Origin of the sequence: Micromonospora sp. NBC_01699, assembly GCF_036250065.1 — a bacterium.
GTDB lineage: Bacteria > Actinomycetota > Actinomycetes > Mycobacteriales > Micromonosporaceae > Micromonospora_G.
The window spans coordinates 4,562,127-4,583,083 of record NZ_CP109199.1 but is presented as its reverse complement, the minus strand read 5'-3'; the positions used below and the strand labels follow the sequence as shown (position 1 = coordinate 4,583,083).

Sequence of the window (20,957 nt, the reverse complement as noted above, 5' to 3'; positions counted from 1 at the left end):
GGCAGCCGGGTCGTCGGCCGGGTCGCCGCGCTCGGCCACGAGCGGTCGCTGATCGTACGCGATCCGGCTCGTGCTCCACACCCGACGGAGCGTGCGTCGCCGTCGCGAGCGCCACCGACGCGGGCGCCGGGCGTTGACGTCGAGGGGGAGCGGATGCCGTTGCCCGGGGACCGTCACCATGGCGCGGTTCGCCGAGGTGGGCCGGTCAGGACGGCGTGCCCGGCGCGTTGAGGCTCGACCAGCCCGATCCCGAAAGAGCTGGTCAGGGCGGCCACGGGGGGAGCCGCCCTGACCAGCGATTCCGCAACGGTACGAGCGGACGTTGCGGGCATCAACCCGTCGAGCGGCCGGCGGCGACGGCGACCAGGGCAGTGCGGTTCGTCCGTCCGTGCTGTGGTGGACGCCTGCCGGCGGCGACGGGTCCGACCGGCCGGCGCTGCTCGGGCTGGGCTGCCGGATCGTCAGGCCAGATCCGGCGGCGGGACGGACAAGGTCGAGTCGGCCGATCGACGCGGATCGTGAACATCGGGGCGGGAAGAGGCCGATGACCGGGCCCTGTCCGCTCACGGCAGCCCGCACTACCGTTGCGAGATGAGTGCGAGCGACGTAACCCTCCGTGAGCAAGCTGGTGTGCCGAAGCTGATGATGTCGGCCGAGACCGTGCGCCTGCTTCACGCAGCCGAGGTTGATCCCCACCTTGCCCGGGTGCTGGCGTACATCGAGAAGGAGTTGAGCGATCGGTTGCGCAGCGATGCCGAGGACGACCCGGCCGTCGCGGTGCAGGAGAGGACCGCGCGTCGCCTTCGGCTGCTTCGTCGCATGGCGGCCCGGTACGAACCGGCCGCGAACCGCGGCAGGCTGAGCAACGGCAACGCCGGTCTCATGCTCGCCGCGCTTGCGCGTCTCGCCTGCCCGGTGCGGCTACGGCACCTGTAGGTGGGGCCGCACTCGCGCCCCGTCGCGGCCTCAGGCGACGCAGAACTCGTTGCCCTCGGGGTCCTGCATGACGACGTGTCCCAGGGGCCCGGACCCGCTACCCGGACGTCGACGTGCATCCGGTTCTTAGCGGATTTCCCCTCGGGCACCCTCAGGAAACCGATGGCGGGGCCTGTGCCGTCCGGATCGACGATGGACGCCGCGTCGGGCTCATCGAACCCGGCCTCCTTGACGTATCCCAGGGCAAGCGCCCAGAAGGCAGCTATCCGCTGGGGATCGTCGGCGTCGCACCCCAGGGTCCAATAAGTCGCCACAGTGCCAACCTACGTGAGCCGGAAAGTGGGACAACCGCCGCTGTCACCGTTTCGGATCGATCACTTACCGTCGATGCGTGAGAATCGGTCGTACCGCTGCCGCCCTGGCCGCCATGGCCACGCTCGTCGTCACGCTGTTCATCGCCGCGCCCGCCGAGGCCAACAAGCGGCTCCGCATCTTCGCCGAGTTCGCCACCGAGATCCAATGCATCGAAGCGTTGCCCAGTTACATTCCGATGGGGGCGAGCGGTTGGACCTGGCACGCCGGCAGGTGGATCATCTGGGGCCCGTACGAGGTCGCTTGATCGGTAGCGGCGCCTACTGGGTGAGGCCGATGATGTTGCCGTCGGTGTCCCTGACCATCGCCACCAACATGCCGCCGCCGACGTCGGTCGCGTCCTGGAGCACCTCGGCGCCCACCTCGACCAGACCGGCGATCGCCGCCGCCACGTCCGGGACCTTCCAGTAGGGGACCGGCGCGGTCATGCCCTTCTTGTGTCCGTTGGGGTCCAGGCCGACTTTCTGTCCATCGACCTCGTACTGGACGTAGTAGGGCGCGTCGACGACCGGGGCGACGCCGAGCAGGGTCGCGTACACGGATTTGGCTCTGTCGAGGTCACTCACCGGGATAATGATCGTTTGCGCGGCGCCAGTCACGGAATTTCCTCTTCTCGCGGGTCACAGGGCGTGGATGCCCTCCTGAAGCAACCTACGACCCGCGCCCGGGGTGACGCTTCTTCATTCCTGATCGTTTTCGACCGGGCCCGTGCGGCCGAGCCGCCGGATCAGCGGCGGTTCACCCTTCGACGCCGCCCGGCCGCCCCGGTGCGGGAGGTGGGGTGGCCGGGCCGGTTACCCGGTGTAGTCGACGTGTCGGTGGTACCGGTCAGGTCGGTTCGACCGGGAGCCACAACTCGCAGGTGGCGGTGCTGAAGTCGGCTTCGCGTTCGATCACGGCGACGATTTCCGGGCCCGGCCGCAGGCGCCACCGGTTGGAGGGGAACCACTCGGTCGCGGTCGCGGCCCAGGTCTCCTGTACGGCGCCGGGGTAGGGGCCGGTGGTACGGAAGACCGCCCAGGTGCCGGCGGGAACCTCGATGGTGTCGAGGTCGTCGACAGTCGGTGTGTCGTAGGAGGTGGCGACTCCGTGCAGGTAGGTCAGTTCGCTGCCTTCGGTGCGGTCGGGGTCGAGGTCGTCGCTGACCGCGAGCAGCCCGGCCGGTTCGGTGTTGCCCAGCTCCTTCAACCGGAGATGCTCCTCCGACGGCAGTGAGGTGATGTGCCGGTGGATGTGCGAGTTGACGCCGTGGTGGAGCAGGGGCGCCCTGGTCGCGTGTCCGACGAGCCGGAACGCGGGGCGGTCGATGACGCGGGTGTCCATGGGGGTGCTCCCTTCGACGGTCAGGCGGAACCTGAGCTGTGGTTGTGTGCGTAGGGGGCCACCGTCGCGGCGTACGTCGCCGGGGCCGGCGCCGTGGACGGCCCGGAACGCGCGCCCGAACGCCTCGCCGGAGCCGTATCCGTGTCGTACGGCGATGCCGAGCAGGTCGTCCCCGGTGCTGATGACGTCGGCGGCGGCGACGGTCATGCGACGTCGGCGTACGTATTCCGAGAGCGGCATGCCGGCCAGCGACGAGAACATCCGACGCAGGTGGTACTCGGTCGTGCCGAGCGCCGTGGCGAACCCGCCGACGTCGATCTCCTCGGTGAGGTGCTCCTCCACGAGGTCGACGAGCCGGTTGAGTGCCGAGATCACATGGCCTCCTTTCGACATCAATCCTGGCCGGGGCCACCGGGTCGGTGCCCGACAACTGCGGTCCGATCCGATCATCCGACGGATTCCCCTCCGAGCTGCGGACGGTCCGGGCAGTCGACGGGCTCGGATCGATCCTCGACGCCCTCGCCGTGCACCTGCGGGACCACCGGGCCAACACGGAACGGAGACCGTCATGACCCACGGCAAGGCGGAGTTCGACGGAGTGATCGAGAATCCGGTTCACCTTCCGCGACGGACTCATCGCCCGCGTCGACTCGTATGTCGTCCCGCTGCCCTGAGGGGGCGGGCGACTGCGTCGCGGGGTCAGTGGCGGAACAGTCGCAGCCCGGTACGGGTCACGGTGATGCCGTGCCTGCGTGCTGCCTCGGCCACCGCGTCCGAGCGGATCGAGCCGCCCGGCTCGGCGATGTGCCGTACGCCGAACCGGGCCGCCTCGGTGATGTTGTCCTCGAACGGTAGGGCCCCGTCGGAGGCGAGGCTGACCCCCTGTAGCGGTACCGGCGGATCGATCTCCTCGGCGAGCCGAAGCTCGTGGGTCCACCCCGAACATGCCCGCCGTCACCGGATCGATCGGCCCGGCCAGCGCCGCCCCGGCCGGCGACACGTGTTGAACGACGCCGCCGCGGCGGTCCCGGATCCGGCGGCGGCCTCCCGGACCAGCTGCCACGCACTGATCGCGCCGAGCAGATTGAGTACGAGGGATACCCGTGCACCACGCTGAACGGTGCCGCGCCGATCGGTTCGACCGACGCCGGACTCTGCTGAGGGTTCATCCGCCGCCGCCGCCGTCGAACGACCGCGAGCCGCGAGCGGTCCGCCGTCGCTGGATCTGGCACGGCGTACGGGCACACCGACCGACTCGCCGATGCGTATCGTATTGAGCCTCATCTCGGCCTGCCAGCCGCTCTCCCGACCGGAGGTCTCCCGTGCGTTCGATCCTCGCGGTAGCCGAACAAAAGCCGATCGTCCCGCTCTGGCAGGAGGTCGTGGTGGGCGCGGTCGGCTTCGCGATCGTGTGCTACATCCTGATGAAGTACGTCTTCCCGCGCATGGAACAGACCTTCGAAGCCCGGATCGAGGCCATCGAGGGTGGCATCAAGCGGGCCGAAGCGACGCGGGCCGAGGCCGAGCTTCTGCTGGACCGGTACCGGGCCGAGTTGGCCGAGGCGCGTACCGCCGCTGCTCGGATCCGGAACGACGCGCGTGCCGATGTCGAGGTCATCCGGCAGGATGTCCTGGCCGAGGCGCGGCAGGAATCGGAGCGGATCGTCGCGGTCGGCAGGGAACAACTCGCCGCCGAACGCCAGACGATCATGGAGGAACTGCGGGCCGAGATCGGCACGCTCTCGGTGGAACTGGCCAGCAGGATCGTCGGCGAGTCGATCGCCGACGAGGCGCGCCGCAGGGGCACGGTCGAGAGGTTCCTCGCCGAGCTTGAGAGCGCACCGAGCCGCTGACAACACCCCCGGCCACCGGTCTGGCATCCCCCGCACCAGCGAACCTGCGCTGCACGGGGGATGCCACCGAGCAGGCTCGGCACCAACCGGTGCGCGGCGGCCAACCGGATCAGCGCGATCGGGAGCGCAGTTCTACGCTTCTTCGGGTTGCCCGGTCAGTGGCGCGCGTAGATCGTCGAGAAATCGGGTACGGGCTCGCGCGGGTGGCGTGTTTGTATATGCCTCATGGTGCCCAGTGATCGACTACTCGGGTTCGCGGTAATGTCGTTCCTGCTGATCGTGGTCCCCGGACCCAGTGTGCTGTTCGTGATCGGGCGTGCGCTGGCGCAGGGCCGCCGCCGCGCTGACCACGGTGGTGGGCAACACGCTCGGCGCCTACGCGCTGGTCGTCGCCGTCGCGCTCGGGGTAGGGGCCATCGTGGAGCGCTCGGCCCTGGTCTTCACGGCGCTGAAGCTCATGGGTGCGGCGTACCTGGTGTATCTCGGTGTGAAGGCGGTGCGACGACGCGGATCGTTGCACGCCGAGCTCACCACCGAGGGGCTCGCCCACGGCAGTTGGCGTACGTTGTGGGAGGGGTTCATGGTCGGCGTGGCCAACCCGAAGACGATGGTGTTCTTCGCCGCCGTGCTGCCGCAGCTCGTCGACCGTGGACAGGGGCACGTCACGGCCCAGATGCTGCTGCTGGGACTGGTCTTCAACATCATCGCGTTGGCCTGCGACAGCGTGTGGGGACTCGTCGCAGCCACGGCGCGAAGCTGGTTCGCCCGCTCACCGCGGCGACTCGCACTGGTCGGTGGGATCGGCGGACTCACGATGATCGGCCTCGGCGTCACCGTCGCCGCGACCGGTCGCAAGGACTAGGAGCCGTCGCCCGGCCCTTGACCTGAAGTGTTGTTGAGGTCCTACCGTGCCGTGGACGCGACCAGCGGCCAACGGTGGGAGAAGACGATGACGATCCTGGTGACCGGCGCAACCGGAAACATCGGCAGCGCCCTGTTGGGGCAGCTGTGTGCGTCGGGTGCCGCGCCCATTCGGGGACTGACTCGCCGTACTGTCCGGGCGTCGTTCCCTGACGGAGTCGAAGCCGTTGAGGGTGATCTCGCGCGGGCGGCATCGCTGCGGCCCGCGCTGGACGGGGTGCGCTCGCTGTTCCTGGTGTCGCGCGTGGGCGCGGACGCCGACGTCATCGAGGAGGCCCGGCAGGCAGGCGTGGAGCACGTGGTGCTCGTGTCGTCCATAACGGTGCAGACCCACCCGCACATGCCTGCCGCCGGCGAGAACCTGGCCGTCGAGCGGCTGCTCGCGGACAGCGGCATGAACTGGACGATCCTGCGTCCGACCCAGTTCGCCTCGAACACCCTGTGGTGGGCGGCGTCGATCCGCGACCGTGGCACGGTGCACGTGCCGTACGCGGACGTGGGGCTCCCGACCATCCACCCGGCGGACATCGCGGCGGTGGCCCGAGTGGCGTTGACCGAGCCGGGCCACCGGGGGCAGACGTACGCGCTGACCGGGCCGGAACGGGTCACGCCCCGGCAGCAGGTCGAGGCCATCGCGGCAGCTCTCGGGCAGGACGTGTCGTTCGTCGAGATCAGCCGGGTGGAGGCGTGCCGGCAGATGGCCGTCCTCATCGGAGACCGGGCCGCGGACGCGGTGCTCGACCTGATGGGCGGCGACGTCAACGACGAACTGCGCATGGTGCGGGACACGGTCCCACGGGTGACCGGCTCCCCGGCCAGATCATTTCGGCAGTGGGCCGAGGAGAACGTGGGCGCCTTCTGCTGAGATCGGTTGGTCCTGAAACAGGGCGGTAACCGTGCGCACCGATACTGGCAGCGGCATCGGTGCGTGGGACACGGCGCCGACTCCTTCGAGGCGGGAGGTCGACGGTGACGGGTGCGGCGTTGTCTCGGTGGCACGTCGATCTCCGTCGCTGTACGCACCAGAGTGCGTGGACCCGCGGTCGCGTCGCCCACGGGTGGTTATCGGGGCACTGACCGGCGCCGATCCCGGTAGTGGGGAACAGCGCCGAAGAGTCTCATGTGAACGCGGCTCGTTGCGGCCACAGCCTCGATCCCTGGCGAGCTGTTGCGCCGATCCGGGCCTGATTCCGGCCGCATACCCGCCCTCTGCCGTGCGCTACGGCGCCCGCTGCCTCATCGGAGGTCCCGATGACTATCGCCGACATCTCTCACAGCCCCCGAGTCGCCCGGAACAGGAACACGACCACCAGTTCCGCCGACGCGCTGCCGCGCGAGTGCACCTTCGACCCGGCCGACTGGGGCGTCCTGGCGGCCCACTGGTACCCGGTCGCGCTGTCCCGCGACGTTGTCGAGGCACCGGTCGCGGCGACCCTGCTCGACGAGCCGCTCGTCGTCTACCGGACCGGCGACACGGTCGTCGTCGCCAACGACATCTGCCCACACCGTGGGGTTCCGCTCTCGCGCGGCACCGGCGACGGCGCGACCGTCGCGTGTGCCTACCACGGGATACGTTTCGGCGCCGGTGGAAGATGCGTCGCGGTCCCGGCCCATCCCACCGCCAGCATCCCCAAACGGCTGACCCTGCGTACCTATCCCGCGGTCGAGCGGTACGGCCTCGTCTGGACCTGCCTCCGGCCCGACCCGGTGACGTCGCAGGAGCCGGCGGCGGCACCGATTCCCGCGATGCCGGGTTGGCACGATTCCGGATACCAGGCCGTGACGTGCCCGGCGTTCGACGTCGCCGCGTTCGCCGGCCGGCAGGTGGAGGGCTTCCTCGACGTCGCCCACTTCGGATTCGTCCACGTCGACACCTTCGGAGATCCGGACAACACCGAGGTGCCCGACTACAACCCGGTCGCGTCCGCCACCGGGTTCAGCGTCGATTACTGGAGCACCGTCGGTAACTACCCGCACGGCACGGCGATCGCCGACCCCGGTTACCGGTGGTTGCGGCGCTTCGACGTACACCTGCCCTTCACCGCGACGCTCGTCGTGCACTTCCCCGACAACGGGCGGCTGTGCATCATGAACGCCGCCTCGCCCGTGTCGGCGCGGCGTACCCGCATGTTCGCCCCGATCGCGAAGAACTTCGCCACCGACCAGCCCGCGCAGGAGATCTTCGACTTCAACCTGCGCATCTTCGAGGAGGACCGGGTGATCGTCGAGGTGCAGAAGCCGGAGAACCTTCCACTCGACCCGCGTATCGAGGTCAACATCGCCGCCGACCGCAGTTCCGTCGCCTACCGCCGCGGACTGCGGGCCATGGGCCTGAGCCACTTCTTCACCGCCTAGGAGCCGGCATGGACCCCAGCACCATCGCCACGAACTTCGGCGCACGACTGCCGGGCTGGGTCACCGACGAGATCGCGTCCGTCGACCCGCTGCTGCCCGACATCGAGGACCGCATGCGCCTCGTACACCGGCTCGCCGACCGCAACCACCGCGAAGGCACCGGCGGACCGTTCGCCGCGCTGGTCACCGACGCGGCGACCGGCGAGGTCGTGTCCGTCGGAGTCAACCTGGTCCTCGCCGCGAACCTGTCGGCCATGCACGCCGAGATCGTCGCCATCTCGCTCGCCCAGATCAGACTCGGCACCTGGGACCTCGGCGGCCCCACCGCCACCCCGACCGAACTCGTCGTCAACTGGCGGCCCTGCGCCATGTGCTACGGCGCCACCGTGTGGTCCGGAATCGAACGCCTCGTCATCGCCGGCGAAGGCGACGAGGTCGAGCACCTCACCGGGTTCGACGAGGGCCCGATGCGGACCGACTGGAAGGAACAGCTGCAACAGCGCGGGATCGACGTCACCACCGACGTGCTACGTGACCAGGCCCTCGCCGTATTCCGCGACTACGGCCAGCGCACCGACACCACCGTGTACAACGGCCGCCGCCAGCAGGTCGGGTAGCCGCAGCGGGTCCGCTCGGCGCCGCCACCGTACCCGCCGGTGGCGGCGCCGAGCGGTCAGCGGGGTGGGCCGAGGTCGAGGAGTTGTTCGTGGAAGCCGCCGAAGCCGCGGGCGCGGTCGACGAGGTGGATTTCGAGGATCCAGTGGCAGCGCCGCCCGGTACGGTCCGTCCGACGCATCGGCTGGGTGCTACCCGGCGCGATGTAGTGCTCCACCTGGTCACCGGCGATCCGCTCGTGCGGGAACTCGCCCACCAGGTGACCGGCGTGCGGGCCGCCGTACTCCCAGCCCGCCTGCTCGGCCAGCGTACGGACGTGCGCGAACAGTTGCTCGCCGGTAACGTCCGGCTGCTCGTGGAAGAAGCGCCGACCGGCCTCGAACACGATCGGAAGGTCGTCACGCAGTCGATGCTTGACCGGATCGTCGCCGAGGACGAACGTACGACCGAAGTCGGCCTCCCAACCGGCGAAGATCGGACCGAAGTCGCAGAAGGCGATGTCATCGGCCTCGATGACCCGGTCCGGCGGATTCTCCCGGTACGGCTGGAGCGTGTTCGGCCCCGACCTGACGATGCGCTTGTGCCAGAAACGGTCGACCCCGAACAGTTCATTGGCAAGATCACGGATGTGGTCGCTGACGGCCTGCTCACGCTGCCCGGCAGCGATCAGCCCACGACGTTCGACCTCGGCGAACAGCTCAACCGCCTTCGCCTCGGCGTCCAGCAACCGCGCCGCCCGTTCCGATTCGATCTCCACGCCATGACCCTACAAACACCGGCGCGACCAGCCAACCACTGCCGGCGGGCGGTTGATCGCCCGCCGGCGCCCGCTCCTACGCTCCCGTCCGGGTTACCCGGTCACGGACCGACCACGGTCCCTCGGCCACGCTCCGGGTAGAGCGCCTGATCGCCGAGCTCCTCTTCGATGCGGATGAGCTGGTTGTACTTCGCGGTGCGGTCCGAGCGGGACAGGGAACCTGTCTTGATCTCACCGCAGCCGACGCCCACGGCAAGGTCCGCGATGGTGGTGTCCTCGGTTTCGCCGGAGCGGTGCGACATCACCACCACCCCGTCGACGTCGGTGCAGAACACATCGTCGCCGACCAGCTGGATCCGGTCGCCGGCCAGGGCCGTGAGCCGCTTCCAGCCGGCGAATCGGGTCGCGTATCCACCGATGACTTCGACTACGAGGGCGTAGCCGGCCGGATGCCCTGCCCCGTGGGCAGCGGGTGTCGGGTGGATGTGCGCAGCTGTATCGAGGTGCCGGGCGCCCGGTGGGTGATGGTGAGCGAGTCGGTGAGTTCCCGGGCGAGCCGAAGCCCACGTCCGCCTGTTCGTGGCACCGCGTTGTCGGCACGGGCACCGGGGGAGAAGCCGGGACCGTCGTCGTCGACCTGGCAGACGAGGTCGCCGTCGAGGTGTTCGAGCCGCATCGAGCCCGTGCCGCCGCCGTGACGTACGGCGTTGGTGAGGATCTCGTAGACGGCGAGCACGAAGTCGTCGAGCCGGTCGCCGTGCAACCCGTTGCCGGCCGCGAGCCGTGCCACCCTGTGACGCAGCGCACTGATGTCCGTCGCGGTGAAGGACGCCATCAGTGCGCCGGGCGCGGCCGACGACAGCGCTGAGTCGCCGTCGCGTGCGCCGCCCATGAGGCCCGCCTTCCCAACCTGTTTGGAGATGCCCGACGGCGAACGATCCGCGGAAGGACCCGAGGAGGGTTCGCAGAGGTGTTCCACGTACCAGTGCCCAGTACCGGCGGCCCGCACACTACCGAACCCCGTCCGAGGAGCCCCCGATCCCGTCCGGGTGCCGGCAGTTGCCCGTGACATAACAGCAATCTGCGACCGGGGTTGACCGCGCCGGCCGGGTGGGTACTGCAACGTCGCAGACAACGAAGGGAAGCCCCATGGAAATCAGCGGCATCATCACCGCCCTCATCATCGGCCTCGTCATCGGTGCGCTCGGGCGGCTGGTCGTACCCGGCAGGCAGAGCATGCCGATCTGGCTCACCCTCGTCATCGGTGTCGTGGCGGCGCTCCTGGGCACCATCATCGCGGGCGCGATCGGCGTCGCCGAGACCGGCGGCGTGGACTGGATCGAACTCTTCCTCCAGGTCGGGCTCGCCGCTGTCGGCGTGGCGATTGCCGCTGGTTCCTTCGGACGCGGGCGTCGCATCGCCTGAAACCCGGCTCAGCTCGGGTTGCCGCCGGCGCCGTCGTCGCCGGCCCGATCACCGGTTGGCCGCGCGCCCTGCGGCTCGGGGGCGAGAAACCTGTCGAGTCCGGTGGCCGCGAGGACCCGGGCGACGCCACCGTTGGCTCCGACGACCCGCAGCCAGCCACCCGCGTCGGTGCACAGGTTGTTTCCACGGACGAACCCGCCCAGGCCGGTGGAGTCACAGAACGACAGGCCGGAGAGGTCCAGCAGGATCCGGGTACGACCGACCTCGACCAACCGGTCGACCCGGTCGTTGAGCTGGGGGAGGGTCGCCAGATCGAGCTCGCCGTCGAGGAGGAGCACCGAAGGGTCCTCGCCGCTCGTGACAATGGTGAAGGTCATGGGCCTGTTCTTCCTCGCCGGCATCCTGCCCGTGAAGCTTCGCACGTGATCACCGGGACGACTCCCGCCGGTGTGTAACGATCGCCGGGCCGTTGCCGCCCCCGGATTGGGCACCGCTGCGCCGGCGCTGCGGAGGTATCGTCACGGCCGCTCGCGGGTCCGGCCCGACTATCGGTGACAGATGCTGTACGTGACTTGCCTGATGCCCTGGGTTACCGTCGGGTGAGCGTCCGGGGCGTCGTCCGTTCTGCCGGGGAGGCATCTATGCGGCGAGCAGCGTCATCCGGCGTCCTGGTGATCATGGGTTCCGGTGAGACGAGCCCGACGATGGTGACACTGCACCGCCGCCTGGTCCGTGGGCTGGGCACGGACCGGCCCGAGGCGGTGCTGCTGGAAACGCCGTACGGTTTCCAGGAGAACGTCGCCGACATCTCCGCGCGGGCGCAGGGCTACTTCAGCCGGAGCGTGGACCTGCGGGTGTCCGTTCTGCCGGGCATGCGCGGCCACGACGATGGCGGGGCGGACGTCGACGGCGGTTTGGCGGCGCTCCGTACGGCTGACTGGATCTTCTCCGGGCCGGGCAGCCCGTCGTACGCGTTGGAGCACTGGCGGCATGGCCCGGTCGCGCGGGCGTTGCGTGAGCGGGTCGCCGCCCGGCGTGGGGTCACCGTGCTCGCCTCGGCCGCCGCGGCGACGATGGGCAGGTTCGCGGTGCCGGTGTACGAGATCTACAAGGTCGGCGCCGTACCTCGGTGGCTCGACGGGCTGGACCTGCTCGGCGGCCTCGGTCTCGACGTGGCGGTCATCCCGCACTACGACAACACCGAGGGCGGCACCCACGACACCCGCTACTCCTACCTCGGGGAGCGGCGGTTGGCGGTGTTGGAGGAGGCCCTGCCCGTCGACGCCGCGGTGCTCGGCGTGGACGAGCACTCGGCGGTCGTGCTCGACCTGGTGGCGGAGACGGTCGAGGTCACCGGGCGGGGCGGGCTGACCGTACGACGTGCGGGTCGCAGCTGGGTGCTGACGTCGGGCACCACGGCCACCCTGGCCGACCTGCGCGCGCTGGTCCGGCAGGGGCGGCGCGAGCCGGTACCGCCCCCGGCCACGGTGAGGATTCCCGCCCAGCCACCGGCACGGCCGGTACCGCCGACGCTGTCGGAACTGGCGGCCGAGTGCGAGCGGCGCTTCGCCGCCGGGCAGCAGGGGCGTGACTCCGCCGAGATGGTGCGAGCCGTCCTGGAGTTGGAGGCCGGGATCGAGGAATGGGCGGCGGACACCGAGGAGGACGACGGTACGAAGCAGGCTCGCGCGGTGCTCCGTACGCTGATCGTCCGTCTCGGTGACGTCGCCACGGTGGGTCTGCGTGATCCGGGTGAACGGCTCCGGCCGCTGGTGGAGCCGTTGATCGCACTGCGCCAACGCCTGCGTGACGAACATGCCTTCCCGACCGCCGACCTGATCCGGGACGCGCTCAACGCCGGCGGGCTCGAACTTCGGGACACCGGTCGCGGCACCGAGTGGTCGCCGTACCCGCCGGCCGGGGACTGACCGGTTCGGTGGTGGGGGAGTGGTCCCCCGAAGGGGGAACCCCGCTCGCGTCCGGTCACTATTGCATAACCTGTGCAACATGGTCGTCGTCGCAACAGCGCCGGGTAACGCAGCGCGGTCGGGGGTACCGGCGCTGGTGGAGGTGATCATGCTCAGTGCGGGCTCCGGCACCCTGCGGTTCCGTACCCGGATCGCCGCACTCGCCGATGGCGCGCACCCGGACGCGCTCGCCCATCAGCTGGCCGGCTTCGGCGACCGCCGCGATCCGGCAAGCCTGTCGCACTCCACCTCGTGGCGCTTCGCCGACTCGCGGATCGTGCTCACCTACGTCGCCCTGCCCGACCCGCAACCCGACGCGGCGACGCTGGAAGTGCCGCTCGACGCGACGGCCCGTGGCGCCGATCCGCTGGCCCCGACGCCGCAGGAGATCCGGCCGGTGGACGTGGCGGCACACGCCTGCCGGCACCTGGCCTTCCTGCACCGTACGGATCCGGTGGTGGCCGCCGCCGCCGCGCGGGAGCCGGTGCTGTGGCAGCTCGTCGACCGGTTCGTCCCGGGGGTCGCCGGACTACTGACCGCCGCACCCGGCCCTGGCGCCGCCGCGCGTACGGCCGCGGGATCCGGGCGATGACGCCCCGGTCTCCGGCCGTACGCCGCACCCGGACCGACCCGGTTTCGGCGCCGCCCGGACGGGCGCGCGTTCGCCCTGCCCGCCGACGAGGCTGAGGTACTCGACGCTGGTGGCCCGTGGTGGGTCAGCGGTGTCGGCGGCGCCACTCGGTTTCGCGGGCGGCGTGGCTGAGGGCTTCCTGGTGAACTGCGGTTCGCAGGGCTCGTCGGGAGTCGGCGAAGATGACAAGTTCGGTGATGGTGAGCGCGAGGCAGACCGCGGTCAGCAGGCCGAGGGCGCCGAGTCCCGGCATCCGGCCGGCCAGCGGTACGAGCGCCGCGAGCCCGACGATCGTGATGACCCGGGTCCACGAGACCGTACGCAGTGCGCGTAGTTGGAAGGCCAGGTGTCCGAGGAGGAAGAGGATCGTCCCGCCGTAGAGCAGGTAGAGGGCGAGCCCGCGCAGCGGCTGGTGCATGGTCACGGGGTTGCCGGCCGCGCGGAGGAGTTTCTCGGCGCCGAGGGAGAGCGTGATGATGCCGGCGATCATGGGGAGGTGCAGGTAGTTGTAGGCGTCGCGGGCGAGGGCGACGCGGGCGGCTCCGTGGAGTTCACGCAGCACCTGTTCCGCGGCGAGGGCGATGAGGTCGAAGTAGGCCCACCAGAGGCAGGCGGTGAGCACGATGCCGAGCACGGCCGCGCCGATCAGGGGCCAGGTGACCGACGGGCCGACCTCTCGGGCGCCGGTTCCCACCGAGATGATCGCCTCACCGAAGGCGATGGTGGTGATCAACGCGTACCGCTCGGCGCAGTGCGCGGCGGAGGGGATGTCGAACCCCTTGAAGCCGACGGCGACGCTGGCGCCGTACTCGATGATCACGGCAAGTGACCACAGTGCGACCCGGGTGTCGAATCGGTGCGGCTGGTCGACCAGGTGCTGTGGCACCAGCGCGGCGGCGACGAGCAACAGGGTGGCGACGAGCGTGGGCACGGTGATCCGGACGAGCTGGTGTCGCAGCAGCGGGTTGTTGTGCGCGACGTACCAGAAGACCGACAGGTGCAGGGCGCGGACGAGGAAGTAGCAGACGGCGAAGACCAGCGGGGCGGACAGCGTCCCGGGTCTCTCGGTGAAGGACTGGGGAATGGTCAGGCTGGCGACGAAGATGATCGCCATGGCGGCGAACAGGACGACGGGCATGATCCCGGCGTCGGTACGGACGCTGTTACCGGTCATCACGTAGGAGCACCAGCACCACCACAGCAGGGACAGGACCAGTAGTCCGCGCAGCAGTCCGTCGAGGTTGAAGTCCTCCGACGTCGACCGGGCCATGTTGAAGAACGCGTAGACGAACACCAGGTCGAAGAAGAGCTCCAGCCGGGTGACCTTGGTGCCCTCGGACAGCGGGGTGAAGCGCCACCGCCACCAGCGGTCACCGATAGCCCTCAACCTTGGGTCTCCCAACCACCTTGGGATGAAGACATTCCTGAGCCAGAAAAACCCTCTTTGGGACAGTATTAACCTTCCCGGCTTGTGCGGCGCTCAATGGCCAAATTCGCTCATCCGCCGGTCAGCGGCGCTGCCGGGCGACCTCGTGCCCCCGGAGCGCCGTGGGCGGATCGCGACGGGATTACCCATTCGGGTGATCTCTCGTTGGGATGGGGCGATTCCCACGGCTCACGTCCGTGGTGCCGGTTGAATCGGCTTTGCTGGTGTTTGCCTAAATTCGGTTTGATTCGTTACGGGGGATGGTCGGATATGGCACGGAGCAGAGTGTTATCCAGCCCGGGGCGTGCGCCCCTGGCCTGTTGCGCGGCCGCCGCGGCACTCGCCGTGGTTGCGAGCACGGGTGGAACGGCCCTGGTCACCGAGGTCGCGGACGCGTCGAGTCACCGGGAGGCCCCGCTGATCGCGGGAGACCCGAAGGTCGACAACACCGATGTGTACGCCTTCGTCAGCCCGGACAAGCAGGACACGGTCACGTTGATCGCGAACTGGCTGCCGTTCCAGGAGCCCAACGGCGGGCCGAACTTCTACTTCTTCCAGACCGACGCCCACTACGACATCAACATCGACAACGATGGTGACGCCGTCGCGGACCTCACGTACCGGTGGGTCTTCACCAACGACGACAAGCGGGACGGGACGACGTTCCTCTACAACAACGGCGTCGTCAACAACCTGAACGACCCGACCCTGCTGTTCAAGCAGCGGTACACCCTCACCGAGATCACCGAGAAGGGCTCGCGGGAGCTGGTCAAGGACGCGATCGTCGCACCGTCGGACGTCGGTCCCGCGTCGATGCCGAACTACGGCCAGCTGCGCAGCCAGGCGGTCACCCCGGTCGACGGTGGCGGGCTGACCTACGCCGGCCAGGCCGAGGACCCGTTCTTCCTCGACCTGCGAGTCTTCGACCTGATCTACGGCGCCAACCTCTCCGAGCGTGGCCAGGACACCCTCGCCGGCTACAACGTGCAGAGCGTCGCACTACAGGTGCCGAAGTCGGCCCTGGCGCTCAACGGCGACGACGCCAAGAACCCGGTGGTCGGGATCTGGAGCGCGACGTCCAAGGCGAGCATCGACGTCAAGGACTCCAAGGACGGCGGCGAGCAGGTCCAGGTGTCGCGGCTGGGTAACCCGCTGGTGAACGAGCTGGTCCCGGCGGCGAACCAGAAGGACGCCTTCAACGCCAGCACACCGGCCGACGACGCCACGAACCAGGCGCTGGTCAACCGGGTGCTCACCCCGGAACTGCCGCAGGTCATCCAGGCGATCTACGGGATCCCGGCCCCGGCGACCCCGCGCAACGACTTGGTCGAGATCTTCCTGACCGGCATCGCCAAGAACGCGCCGACGCTGGACGGTTCGACACCGCCGATCCAGGCCGACCTGAACTCGCAGATCCTCAACGGCGACGTCGACCCGAAGAACTTCGTCCCGTCGGAGGAACTGCGGCTCAACATGAGCGTCCCGGTGACCGCGAACCCGAATCGGCTCGGCGTACTCGGCGGTGACTTCCAGGGCTTCCCGAACGGGCGCCGGCTCGCCGACGACGTCGTGGACATCGAGTTGCAGGCGTTCGAGGGCGCCGCCCAGACCGGCGTACTGGTGCCGGCGCTGGCCGCCGGGGACAAGGTCAACACGAACAACGTGCCGTTCGGGAGCACGTTCCCGTACCTCGCGCTGCCGAGCAACGTCGCGGTCAACCAGATCGACGTCGACGGCATGCCGTCCGGCGGCGTCCCCGGCGGTGCCGGCGGCACCGCACCCACCGCAACCGGCTGGGTACGGATCGCCAGCGGCCTCGGTGCCGTCGCGTTCCTCGGCGCGGGCTTCGTCCTCGCCCGACGCCGCCAGCAGATCGGCCTGACCAGCACGCCGATCAGCACCAACTGAACCGAACGGGTGCGGTGCGACCAACCGGGTCGCACCGCACCCGCGTTCGATCCGCCCGAGCGCGACCCCGCATCCCACCCGCCCGAGCGCGCACTGAGCCGCAGCTGCGCGAGTGCGACCCACGAGGAGGCATTCGATGGCCGGATCGGACAGACCACGGCACGGCCGTACGCGGCTGGCCGGCAACCGGGGCCGTCTCGGCCGGCGGCTGCCGTCCGTGGTGCTGCTCGGGCTCGCCGCGCTCTGCCTCACCGTCAGCCATCCGGGTACGCCGGGATCCGCCCCGGCGGACACCCCGGTCCGGGCGTTCGTGCCGCCGCCCGCCTTCGCCGCCGCCCCCGGTCAGCCCGCGCTCGCGGGGCTGCCGGCGGAGTACGCGCCGCCCGCCGAACTCACCATCGCCTCGATCGGTGTCCGGTCGCCGCTGGTGGACCTCAATCGCAACCCGGACGGATCCCTCACCGTCCCCGCCGACTACCGGGTCGCCGGCTGGTACGCCAACGGACCGACGCCCGGCGAGGCCGGCGGGCCACCGGCGGTGATCGCCGGACACGTGGACTCCACCGACGGGCCGGCCGTCTTCTACCGCCTGAGGGACCTGAAGACGGGCAGTGAGATCGCGGTCCGTGGGATCGACAACGTGGTCCGCCACTTCACCGTCTACCGGCTGGCCGACTACGCCAAGACCGCCTTCCCGGCCGACGAGGTCTACGCCCCGACCGGGAAGGCGGAACTGCGGTTGATCACCTGCACCGGTGACTTCGACCGTCGCGCCGGCAGCTACCGCAGCAACCTGGTCGCCTACGCCGTACTCACGAAAGATGGATCATGAAATTTCGTCTTCCTCGGCGACTCACCCCGGTTCGGGGACTGAAACGCCTGCCGGTCGTGCTCCTGCTGGCCGTACTCCTGTTGGTGGCCGGCACGCCACTGGTCTGGGACCGGCGCGACGACCCGGAGCCGGCACGTCCCGTACCGGCCGCGCCGGTCGGTCCGCGTACGGGCGGGCGGGCCCTCGAATCGGCGATCGAGGCGGCACAGCAGCGGCTCAAGAACCTGCCCGGGGACTGGACGACCTGGGCACGGCTCGGGTCCGCCTACGTCCAACAGGCCCGGATCACCGCCGACCCGTCCTACTACCCGAAGGCCGAGGGCTCACTGAAGCGGTCACTCGACCTGGAGAAGACCACGAACTGGCAGGCGATGGTCGGCATGGCCACACTCGCCAACGCCCGCCACGACTTCCGCGCCGCCCTCGACTGGGGCCGCCGTGCGGAACAGGTCAACTCCTCCGCCGGAAGCGTCCACGGTGTCCTGGTCGACGCGCTGACCCAGCTCGGCGAGTACGACCAGGCACGCGACTCGTTGCAGCGCATGCTGGACTCGGATCCGGGCGTGTCGTCGTTCACCCGCGCGTCGTACGACTTCGAACAGCGTGGACAGGTCGGCAAGGCCCGCGAGGCCCTGCAACGGGCACTCGCCGACTCCGCCGCTCCCGCCGACGTCGCCTTCTGCCGCTACTACCTGGGCGAACTGGCCTTCAACAACGGCGACCCGACGGAGGCGCTCCGCCAGTACGAGCAGGCGATCACCGCGGACCCCGAATACCAGTTCCCGTACGCCGGGCGGGCCAGGGCGCGGGCGGCCCTCGGTCGCACCGCCGAAGCCCTCGCCGACTACGAGCGGGTCACCACGGCACTGCCCCTGCCCGAACTGCTCGTCGAGTACGGCGACACCCTCACCGCCGCCGGCCAGCCGGACCGGGCCCGACAGCAGTACGACCTGCTCGGCGCCGCCCGGCAACTCTCCGCCGGCAACGGTGTGGTCGACCACCTCACCACGGCGACCTTCCTGGCCGACCACGGTCAGCCCGCCGAGGCGCTGGAGCAGGCGCGGGCGGAGTGGGACGCCCGGCACAGCGTGCTCGCCGCCGACGCGCTGGCCTGGGCGCTGCACCGCAACGGCCGCAGCGCCGAGGCGCTGGAACACGCGACGAACGCGACCGGACTCGGCTGGCGCAACGCGACGTTCTACTACCACCGGGGTGCGATCCACGAGGCGCTCGGCAACCGTGACCAGGCCCGCCGGGACCTGAGCACCGCGCTGGCGATCAACCCGCACTTCGACATCCTCCAGGCACCGATCGCCCGCGAACTCCTGGATTCGCTCGGCGGTCCGGTATGACCTGGCCGCGACGCTGCGCCGTGGCGCTGCTCGCCGTCGTGGCGATCGTCGTCGTTTCGACCGCACCGGCCGGCGCCCACCCGCTCGGCAACTTCACCGTCAACCACTACCACGGCCTGCGCCTGCACCCGGACCGCATCGAGGACACGGCAGTGCTCGACGACGCGGAGATACCGACCATGCAGCGCCGGGCCAGCGTCGACGCCGACGGCGACGGCACGGTCAGCGTGGCCGAGCGGGTACGGCACGCCACGACCACGTGCGCCGAACTGGCCGGCAACCTCCGTACGGAGGTCGACGGCCGTGCCGTCACCTGGCGGGTCACCGGCAGTGGATTCGACTACCGGCCCGGTGCGGCGAACCTGCCGACCGGCAGGACCGAGTGTCGGCTCACCGCCGCCGCCGACCTGAGCCGTCCGAGGACCGTGCACTTCCGGGACGGCTACCAACCGGACCGGATCGGCTGGCACGAGATCACCGCCGCCGGCCGTGGTGTCGGACTCGGCGACTCCCCGGTGTCCGCCACGAGCATCAGCGACGAGCTGCGGACCTACCCCGACGACCTGCTCGCGTCGCCGCTGGACCAGCGAACGGTCGACCTGATCACCACCCCGGGCGACGACGCCCCCGGTACCGCGTTCGAACCGACGGTCCCGGCGGCAGGTCCGCTGACCCGTACCGTCGGGACGGTCGGTGACCGGCTCGACAACCTGGTCGGCTCGGACCGGCTGACCCCGCTCGCCGGGCTGCTCGGCATCCTGCTCGCGTTGCTGCTCGGTGCCGCCCACGCCGCGTTGCCCGGCCACGGCAAGACGGTCATGGCCGCCTACCTCGCCGGCCGCCAGGGCACCTACCGCGACGCCTTTACCGTCGGTGTCACCGTCACCGCGACCCACACCGGCGGCGTACTCGTCATCGGACTGCTCCTCACCACCGTCTCCAGCCTCGCCGGAGAAACACTGCTCGGCTGGCTCGGGGTGGCCAGCGGTCTGCTCGTCACCGCCATCGGCGCCGGGCTCCTCGCCAGCGCACTGCGCGCCCGGCGCGTACGAGCGCGGGCGGCTGCGGCGGCAGCCGCGACGAGGGACGGCAGCCGTACGGAATCGTCCCTGGTCACCGTGGCGACCACGAACGCGGACACCCACGGTCACCCCCATCACCACGACGCCACCGACCACCACCACAGCCACGGCCACGGTCACGGTCACGGTCACGGTCACGAAAGCAGTCACGGCCACGGCCACGGCCACGAAAGCGGCCACGGTCACGAAAGCGGCCACGGTCACGAAAGCGGCCACGGTCACGAGAGCGGCCACGGCCATGGGCCTGGTCATCGGCACGGATTCGGGGGGCGGCTGACGGACCGCCGGGGGCTGATCGGGATCGGCGTAGCGGGCGGGCTCGTACCGAGCCCATCGGCCCTGATCGTGCTGCTCGGCGCGATCGCGCTGGGGCGTACCTGGTTCGGGGTCGTGCTCGTCATCGCCTACGGCCTGGGCATGGCCGCCGCCCTCACCGCCGCCGGACTTCTCCTGGTCCACCTGCACGGACGCCTCGCGAACCGGATCGGCGCACTCTCCGGCCGGCTCACCGCCGTGACCCCGTGGGCCACCGCGACCCTCGTCCTCGTCGTCGGCATCGTCCTGGCCGCACAGGCGCTCGGCCCCCTACTCGACCTCGGGACATAGCCGGTGGTGCCACCATCGCCCTGCGCCGGCACGTCCGGCGGACGTGCCGACAGCGGACGGCTCGCCCCGCTGTCGGTACGTCCGAGACCCGTCACAGTTCGCTGAAGCTGGCCTTGCCGATGGTCGTCAGGACGTCGGTCCGTACCTGCGGGCATTCCTTCTCGGTCAGCTCGTCCATCTCCGCGCCGTCCCTGGGCTTGCTGCCCTGCTGTTCGAACCAACCGGCGAGCCCGATCGCGAGCTGCGCCATCGCGCCCACCTCCGAGCCGACGTCCTTCAGCCTGGGCAACTCGCCCCGGAGGTAGTCGCACAGCTCGGTCGCGGACAAGCCACCGGCCGGTGGTGCGGCGGAAGCATCCCCGTCCGATGTCGGGGCCGACGTCGATCCGGTGTCGGCCGGTGCCTGACCATCGTCCGCTCCGCCGTTCGCACAACCGGTCAGCACCAGGGCCGACAGGCATACCAGCGCGAAAATCCTGATCCGTATCATCTTCCAACCCATCTGATCTCCGGGGTGACGGGGATCAGCGTGGCAGCGTTCGCAGCCGTACTGCTCCTCTGTTCGTGCCAAGCCCGGCACGCTGTCAGCAGGTCGA

Annotated in this window: 21 protein-coding genes and 2 pseudogenes; 14 read left to right on the top strand and 9 right to left on the bottom strand. The window is 70.1% G+C overall.

Annotated features, from left to right (window positions below; all coding sequences use genetic code 11):
- Window positions 1-591: 591 nt before the first annotated feature.
- Entirely contained in the window at window positions 592-936 is a 345-nt protein-coding gene (locus tag OG792_RS19625; RefSeq protein WP_329111620.1) for a hypothetical protein, read from the top strand.
- Between the two features lie 30 nt (window positions 937-966).
- On the opposite strand, the pseudogene OG792_RS34740 reads toward OG792_RS19625, so the two are convergent.
- Window positions 967-1,250, bottom strand: a pseudogene (locus OG792_RS34740) (VOC family protein).
- 77 nt (window positions 1,251-1,327) lie between these two features.
- On the opposite strand from OG792_RS34740, the gene OG792_RS19615 reads away from it, so the two are divergent.
- A complete protein-coding gene (locus OG792_RS19615; protein ID WP_329100922.1) occupies window positions 1,328-1,555 on the top strand; it encodes a hypothetical protein in 228 nt (75 codons plus the stop codon).
- Window positions 1,556-1,568: 13 nt separating this feature from the next.
- Here OG792_RS19615 and OG792_RS19610 read toward each other — a convergent pair whose 3' ends face one another.
- Together OG792_RS19610 and OG792_RS19605 are read right to left on the bottom strand one after the other, a co-directional pair.
- Entirely contained in the window at window positions 1,569-1,874 is a 306-nt protein-coding gene (locus OG792_RS19610; protein WP_329100920.1) for a VOC family protein, read from the bottom strand.
- A 262-nt stretch (window positions 1,875-2,136) separates the two neighbouring features.
- Window positions 2,137-3,006, bottom strand: coding sequence for an AraC family transcriptional regulator (locus OG792_RS19605; protein WP_329100919.1), 870 nt, complete (start codon window positions 3,004-3,006; stop codon window positions 2,137-2,139).
- Window positions 3,007-3,953: 947 nt separating this feature from the next.
- Here OG792_RS19605 and OG792_RS19600 point away from each other — a divergent pair.
- The 5 genes from OG792_RS19600 (at window position 3,954) to OG792_RS19580 (ending at window position 8,377) form a co-directional block, all read left to right on the top strand.
- Window positions 3,954-4,484 carry a F0F1 ATP synthase subunit B gene (locus OG792_RS19600; protein ID WP_329100917.1) on the top strand — a complete coding sequence of 177 codons (531 nt, stop codon included), beginning with the start codon at window positions 3,954-3,956 and terminating at the stop codon, window positions 4,482-4,484.
- Between the two features lie 316 nt (window positions 4,485-4,800).
- Window positions 4,801-5,346 carry a LysE family translocator gene (locus OG792_RS19595; protein ID WP_329100915.1) on the top strand — a complete coding sequence of 182 codons (546 nt, stop codon included), beginning with the start codon at window positions 4,801-4,803 and terminating at the stop codon, window positions 5,344-5,346.
- Window positions 5,347-5,433: 87 nt separating this feature from the next.
- The gene (locus tag OG792_RS19590) at window positions 5,434-6,270 is read left to right on the top strand and encodes an NAD(P)H-binding protein (RefSeq protein ID WP_329100913.1); all 837 of its coding nucleotides are present in this window, start codon (window positions 5,434-5,436) and stop codon (window positions 6,268-6,270) included.
- Between the two features lie 386 nt (window positions 6,271-6,656).
- Entirely contained in the window at window positions 6,657-7,760 is a 1,104-nt protein-coding gene (locus OG792_RS19585) for an aromatic ring-hydroxylating dioxygenase subunit alpha (protein WP_329100911.1), read from the top strand.
- An 8-nt stretch (window positions 7,761-7,768) separates the two neighbouring features.
- Complete coding sequence (locus OG792_RS19580) at window positions 7,769-8,377, top strand: nucleoside deaminase (RefSeq protein ID WP_329100910.1); 609 nt, start codon at window positions 7,769-7,771, stop codon at window positions 8,375-8,377.
- Between the two features lie 56 nt (window positions 8,378-8,433).
- On the opposite strand, the gene OG792_RS19575 is transcribed toward OG792_RS19580, so the two are convergent.
- The 3 genes and pseudogenes from OG792_RS19575 to OG792_RS19565 form a co-directional block, all read right to left on the bottom strand.
- Window positions 8,434-9,132: a M24 family metallopeptidase gene (locus OG792_RS19575; RefSeq protein WP_329100909.1), complete on the bottom strand. Its 699-nt coding sequence runs from the start codon at window positions 9,130-9,132 to the stop codon at window positions 8,434-8,436.
- Window positions 9,133-9,233: 101 nt separating this feature from the next.
- A pseudogene (gene eno, locus OG792_RS19570) lies at window positions 9,234-9,530 on the bottom strand (phosphopyruvate hydratase); the annotation flags it as partial.
- Between the two features lie 29 nt (window positions 9,531-9,559).
- Window positions 9,560-10,024: an ATP-binding protein gene (locus OG792_RS19565; protein ID WP_329100908.1), complete on the bottom strand. Its 465-nt coding sequence runs from the start codon at window positions 10,022-10,024 to the stop codon at window positions 9,560-9,562.
- 257 nt (window positions 10,025-10,281) lie between these two features.
- Here OG792_RS19565 and OG792_RS19560 point away from each other — a divergent pair, with 257 nt between their 5' ends.
- On the top strand, window positions 10,282-10,557 hold the full coding sequence (locus tag OG792_RS19560; RefSeq protein ID WP_329100906.1) for a GlsB/YeaQ/YmgE family stress response membrane protein: 276 nt from the start codon (window positions 10,282-10,284) through the stop codon (window positions 10,555-10,557).
- Between the two features lie 8 nt (window positions 10,558-10,565).
- Here the strand turns inward: OG792_RS19560 and OG792_RS19555 are convergent, their stop codons facing one another.
- The gene (locus OG792_RS19555) at window positions 10,566-10,934 is read right to left on the bottom strand and encodes an STAS domain-containing protein (RefSeq protein ID WP_329100903.1); all 369 of its coding nucleotides are present in this window, start codon (window positions 10,932-10,934) and stop codon (window positions 10,566-10,568) included.
- A 264-nt stretch (window positions 10,935-11,198) separates the two neighbouring features.
- Between OG792_RS19555 and OG792_RS19550 the strand changes: the two genes are divergently transcribed.
- Together OG792_RS19550 and OG792_RS19545 are read left to right on the top strand one after the other, a co-directional pair.
- Window positions 11,199-12,485, top strand: a complete 1,287-nt coding sequence (locus tag OG792_RS19550; protein WP_329100902.1) for a hypothetical protein — start codon at window positions 11,199-11,201, stop codon at window positions 12,483-12,485.
- 79 nt (window positions 12,486-12,564) lie between these two features.
- Window positions 12,565-13,116, top strand: a complete 552-nt coding sequence (locus OG792_RS19545) for a hypothetical protein (RefSeq protein WP_329100899.1) — start codon at window positions 12,565-12,567, stop codon at window positions 13,114-13,116.
- Between the two features lie 124 nt (window positions 13,117-13,240).
- Here the strand turns inward: OG792_RS19545 and OG792_RS19540 are convergent, their stop codons facing one another.
- On the bottom strand, window positions 13,241-14,542 hold the full coding sequence (locus tag OG792_RS19540) for a low temperature requirement protein A (protein WP_329100898.1): 1,302 nt from the start codon (window positions 14,540-14,542) through the stop codon (window positions 13,241-13,243).
- A 384-nt stretch (window positions 14,543-14,926) separates the two neighbouring features.
- On the opposite strand from OG792_RS19540, the gene OG792_RS19535 reads away from it, so the two are divergent.
- The 4 genes from OG792_RS19535 to OG792_RS19520 all read left to right on the top strand — a co-directional run bounded on the left by OG792_RS19535 (window position 14,927) and on the right by OG792_RS19520 (window position 20,361).
- Window positions 14,927-16,489, top strand: a complete 1,563-nt coding sequence (locus OG792_RS19535) for a DUF4331 domain-containing protein (RefSeq protein ID WP_329100896.1) — start codon at window positions 14,927-14,929, stop codon at window positions 16,487-16,489.
- Between the two features lie 136 nt (window positions 16,490-16,625).
- Complete coding sequence (locus tag OG792_RS19530; protein WP_329100894.1) at window positions 16,626-17,321, top strand: class F sortase; 696 nt, start codon at window positions 16,626-16,628, stop codon at window positions 17,319-17,321.
- Entirely contained in the window at window positions 17,318-18,673 is a 1,356-nt protein-coding gene (locus OG792_RS19525; protein WP_329100892.1) for a tetratricopeptide repeat protein, read from the top strand. Before OG792_RS19530 ends, OG792_RS19525 begins: the two co-directional genes overlap by 4 nt.
- Window positions 18,670-20,361: a hypothetical protein gene (locus tag OG792_RS19520; protein ID WP_329100890.1), complete on the top strand. Its 1,692-nt coding sequence runs from the start codon at window positions 18,670-18,672 to the stop codon at window positions 20,359-20,361. The genes OG792_RS19525 and OG792_RS19520 overlap by 4 nt, the downstream gene beginning before the upstream one ends.
- A gap of 91 nt (window positions 20,362-20,452) precedes the next feature.
- On the opposite strand, the gene OG792_RS19515 is transcribed toward OG792_RS19520, so the two are convergent.
- Window positions 20,453-20,863 (bottom strand): hypothetical protein, encoded by a 411-nt coding sequence (locus tag OG792_RS19515; RefSeq protein ID WP_329100889.1) that lies wholly within the window; start codon window positions 20,861-20,863, stop codon window positions 20,453-20,455.
- Window positions 20,864-20,957: the final 94 nt, after the last annotated feature.

Bases quoted from the DNA above. Each gene is read 5' to 3' on its own strand.
- OG792_RS19590 (WP_329100913.1), top strand. From the start codon at position 5,434: ATGACGATCCTGGTGACCGGCGCAACCGGAAACATCGGCAGCGCCCTG.
- OG792_RS19525 (WP_329100892.1), top strand. From the start codon at position 17,318: ATGAAATTTCGTCTTCCTCGGCGACTCACCCCGGTTCGGGGACTGAAA.
- OG792_RS19625 (WP_329111620.1), top strand. From the start codon at position 592: ATGAGTGCGAGCGACGTAACCCTCCGTGAGCAAGCTGGTGTGCCGAAG.
- OG792_RS19520 (WP_329100890.1), top strand. From the start codon at position 18,670: ATGACCTGGCCGCGACGCTGCGCCGTGGCGCTGCTCGCCGTCGTGGCG.
- OG792_RS19545 (WP_329100899.1), top strand. From the start codon at position 12,565: ATGGTCGTCGTCGCAACAGCGCCGGGTAACGCAGCGCGGTCGGGGGTA.
- OG792_RS19560 (WP_329100906.1), top strand. From the start codon at position 10,282: ATGGAAATCAGCGGCATCATCACCGCCCTCATCATCGGCCTCGTCATC.
- OG792_RS19580 (WP_329100910.1), top strand. From the start codon at position 7,769: ATGGACCCCAGCACCATCGCCACGAACTTCGGCGCACGACTGCCGGGC.
- OG792_RS19515 (WP_329100889.1), bottom strand. From the start codon at position 20,863: ATGGGTTGGAAGATGATACGGATCAGGATTTTCGCGCTGGTATGCCTG.
- OG792_RS19585 (WP_329100911.1), top strand. From the start codon at position 6,657: ATGACTATCGCCGACATCTCTCACAGCCCCCGAGTCGCCCGGAACAGG.
- OG792_RS19555 (WP_329100903.1), bottom strand. From the start codon at position 10,934: ATGACCTTCACCATTGTCACGAGCGGCGAGGACCCTTCGGTGCTCCTC.
- OG792_RS19530 (WP_329100894.1), top strand. From the start codon at position 16,626: ATGGCCGGATCGGACAGACCACGGCACGGCCGTACGCGGCTGGCCGGC.
- OG792_RS19550 (WP_329100902.1), top strand. From the start codon at position 11,199: ATGCGGCGAGCAGCGTCATCCGGCGTCCTGGTGATCATGGGTTCCGGT.
- OG792_RS19565 (WP_329100908.1), bottom strand. From the start codon at position 10,024: ATGGGCGGCGCACGCGACGGCGACTCAGCGCTGTCGTCGGCCGCGCCC.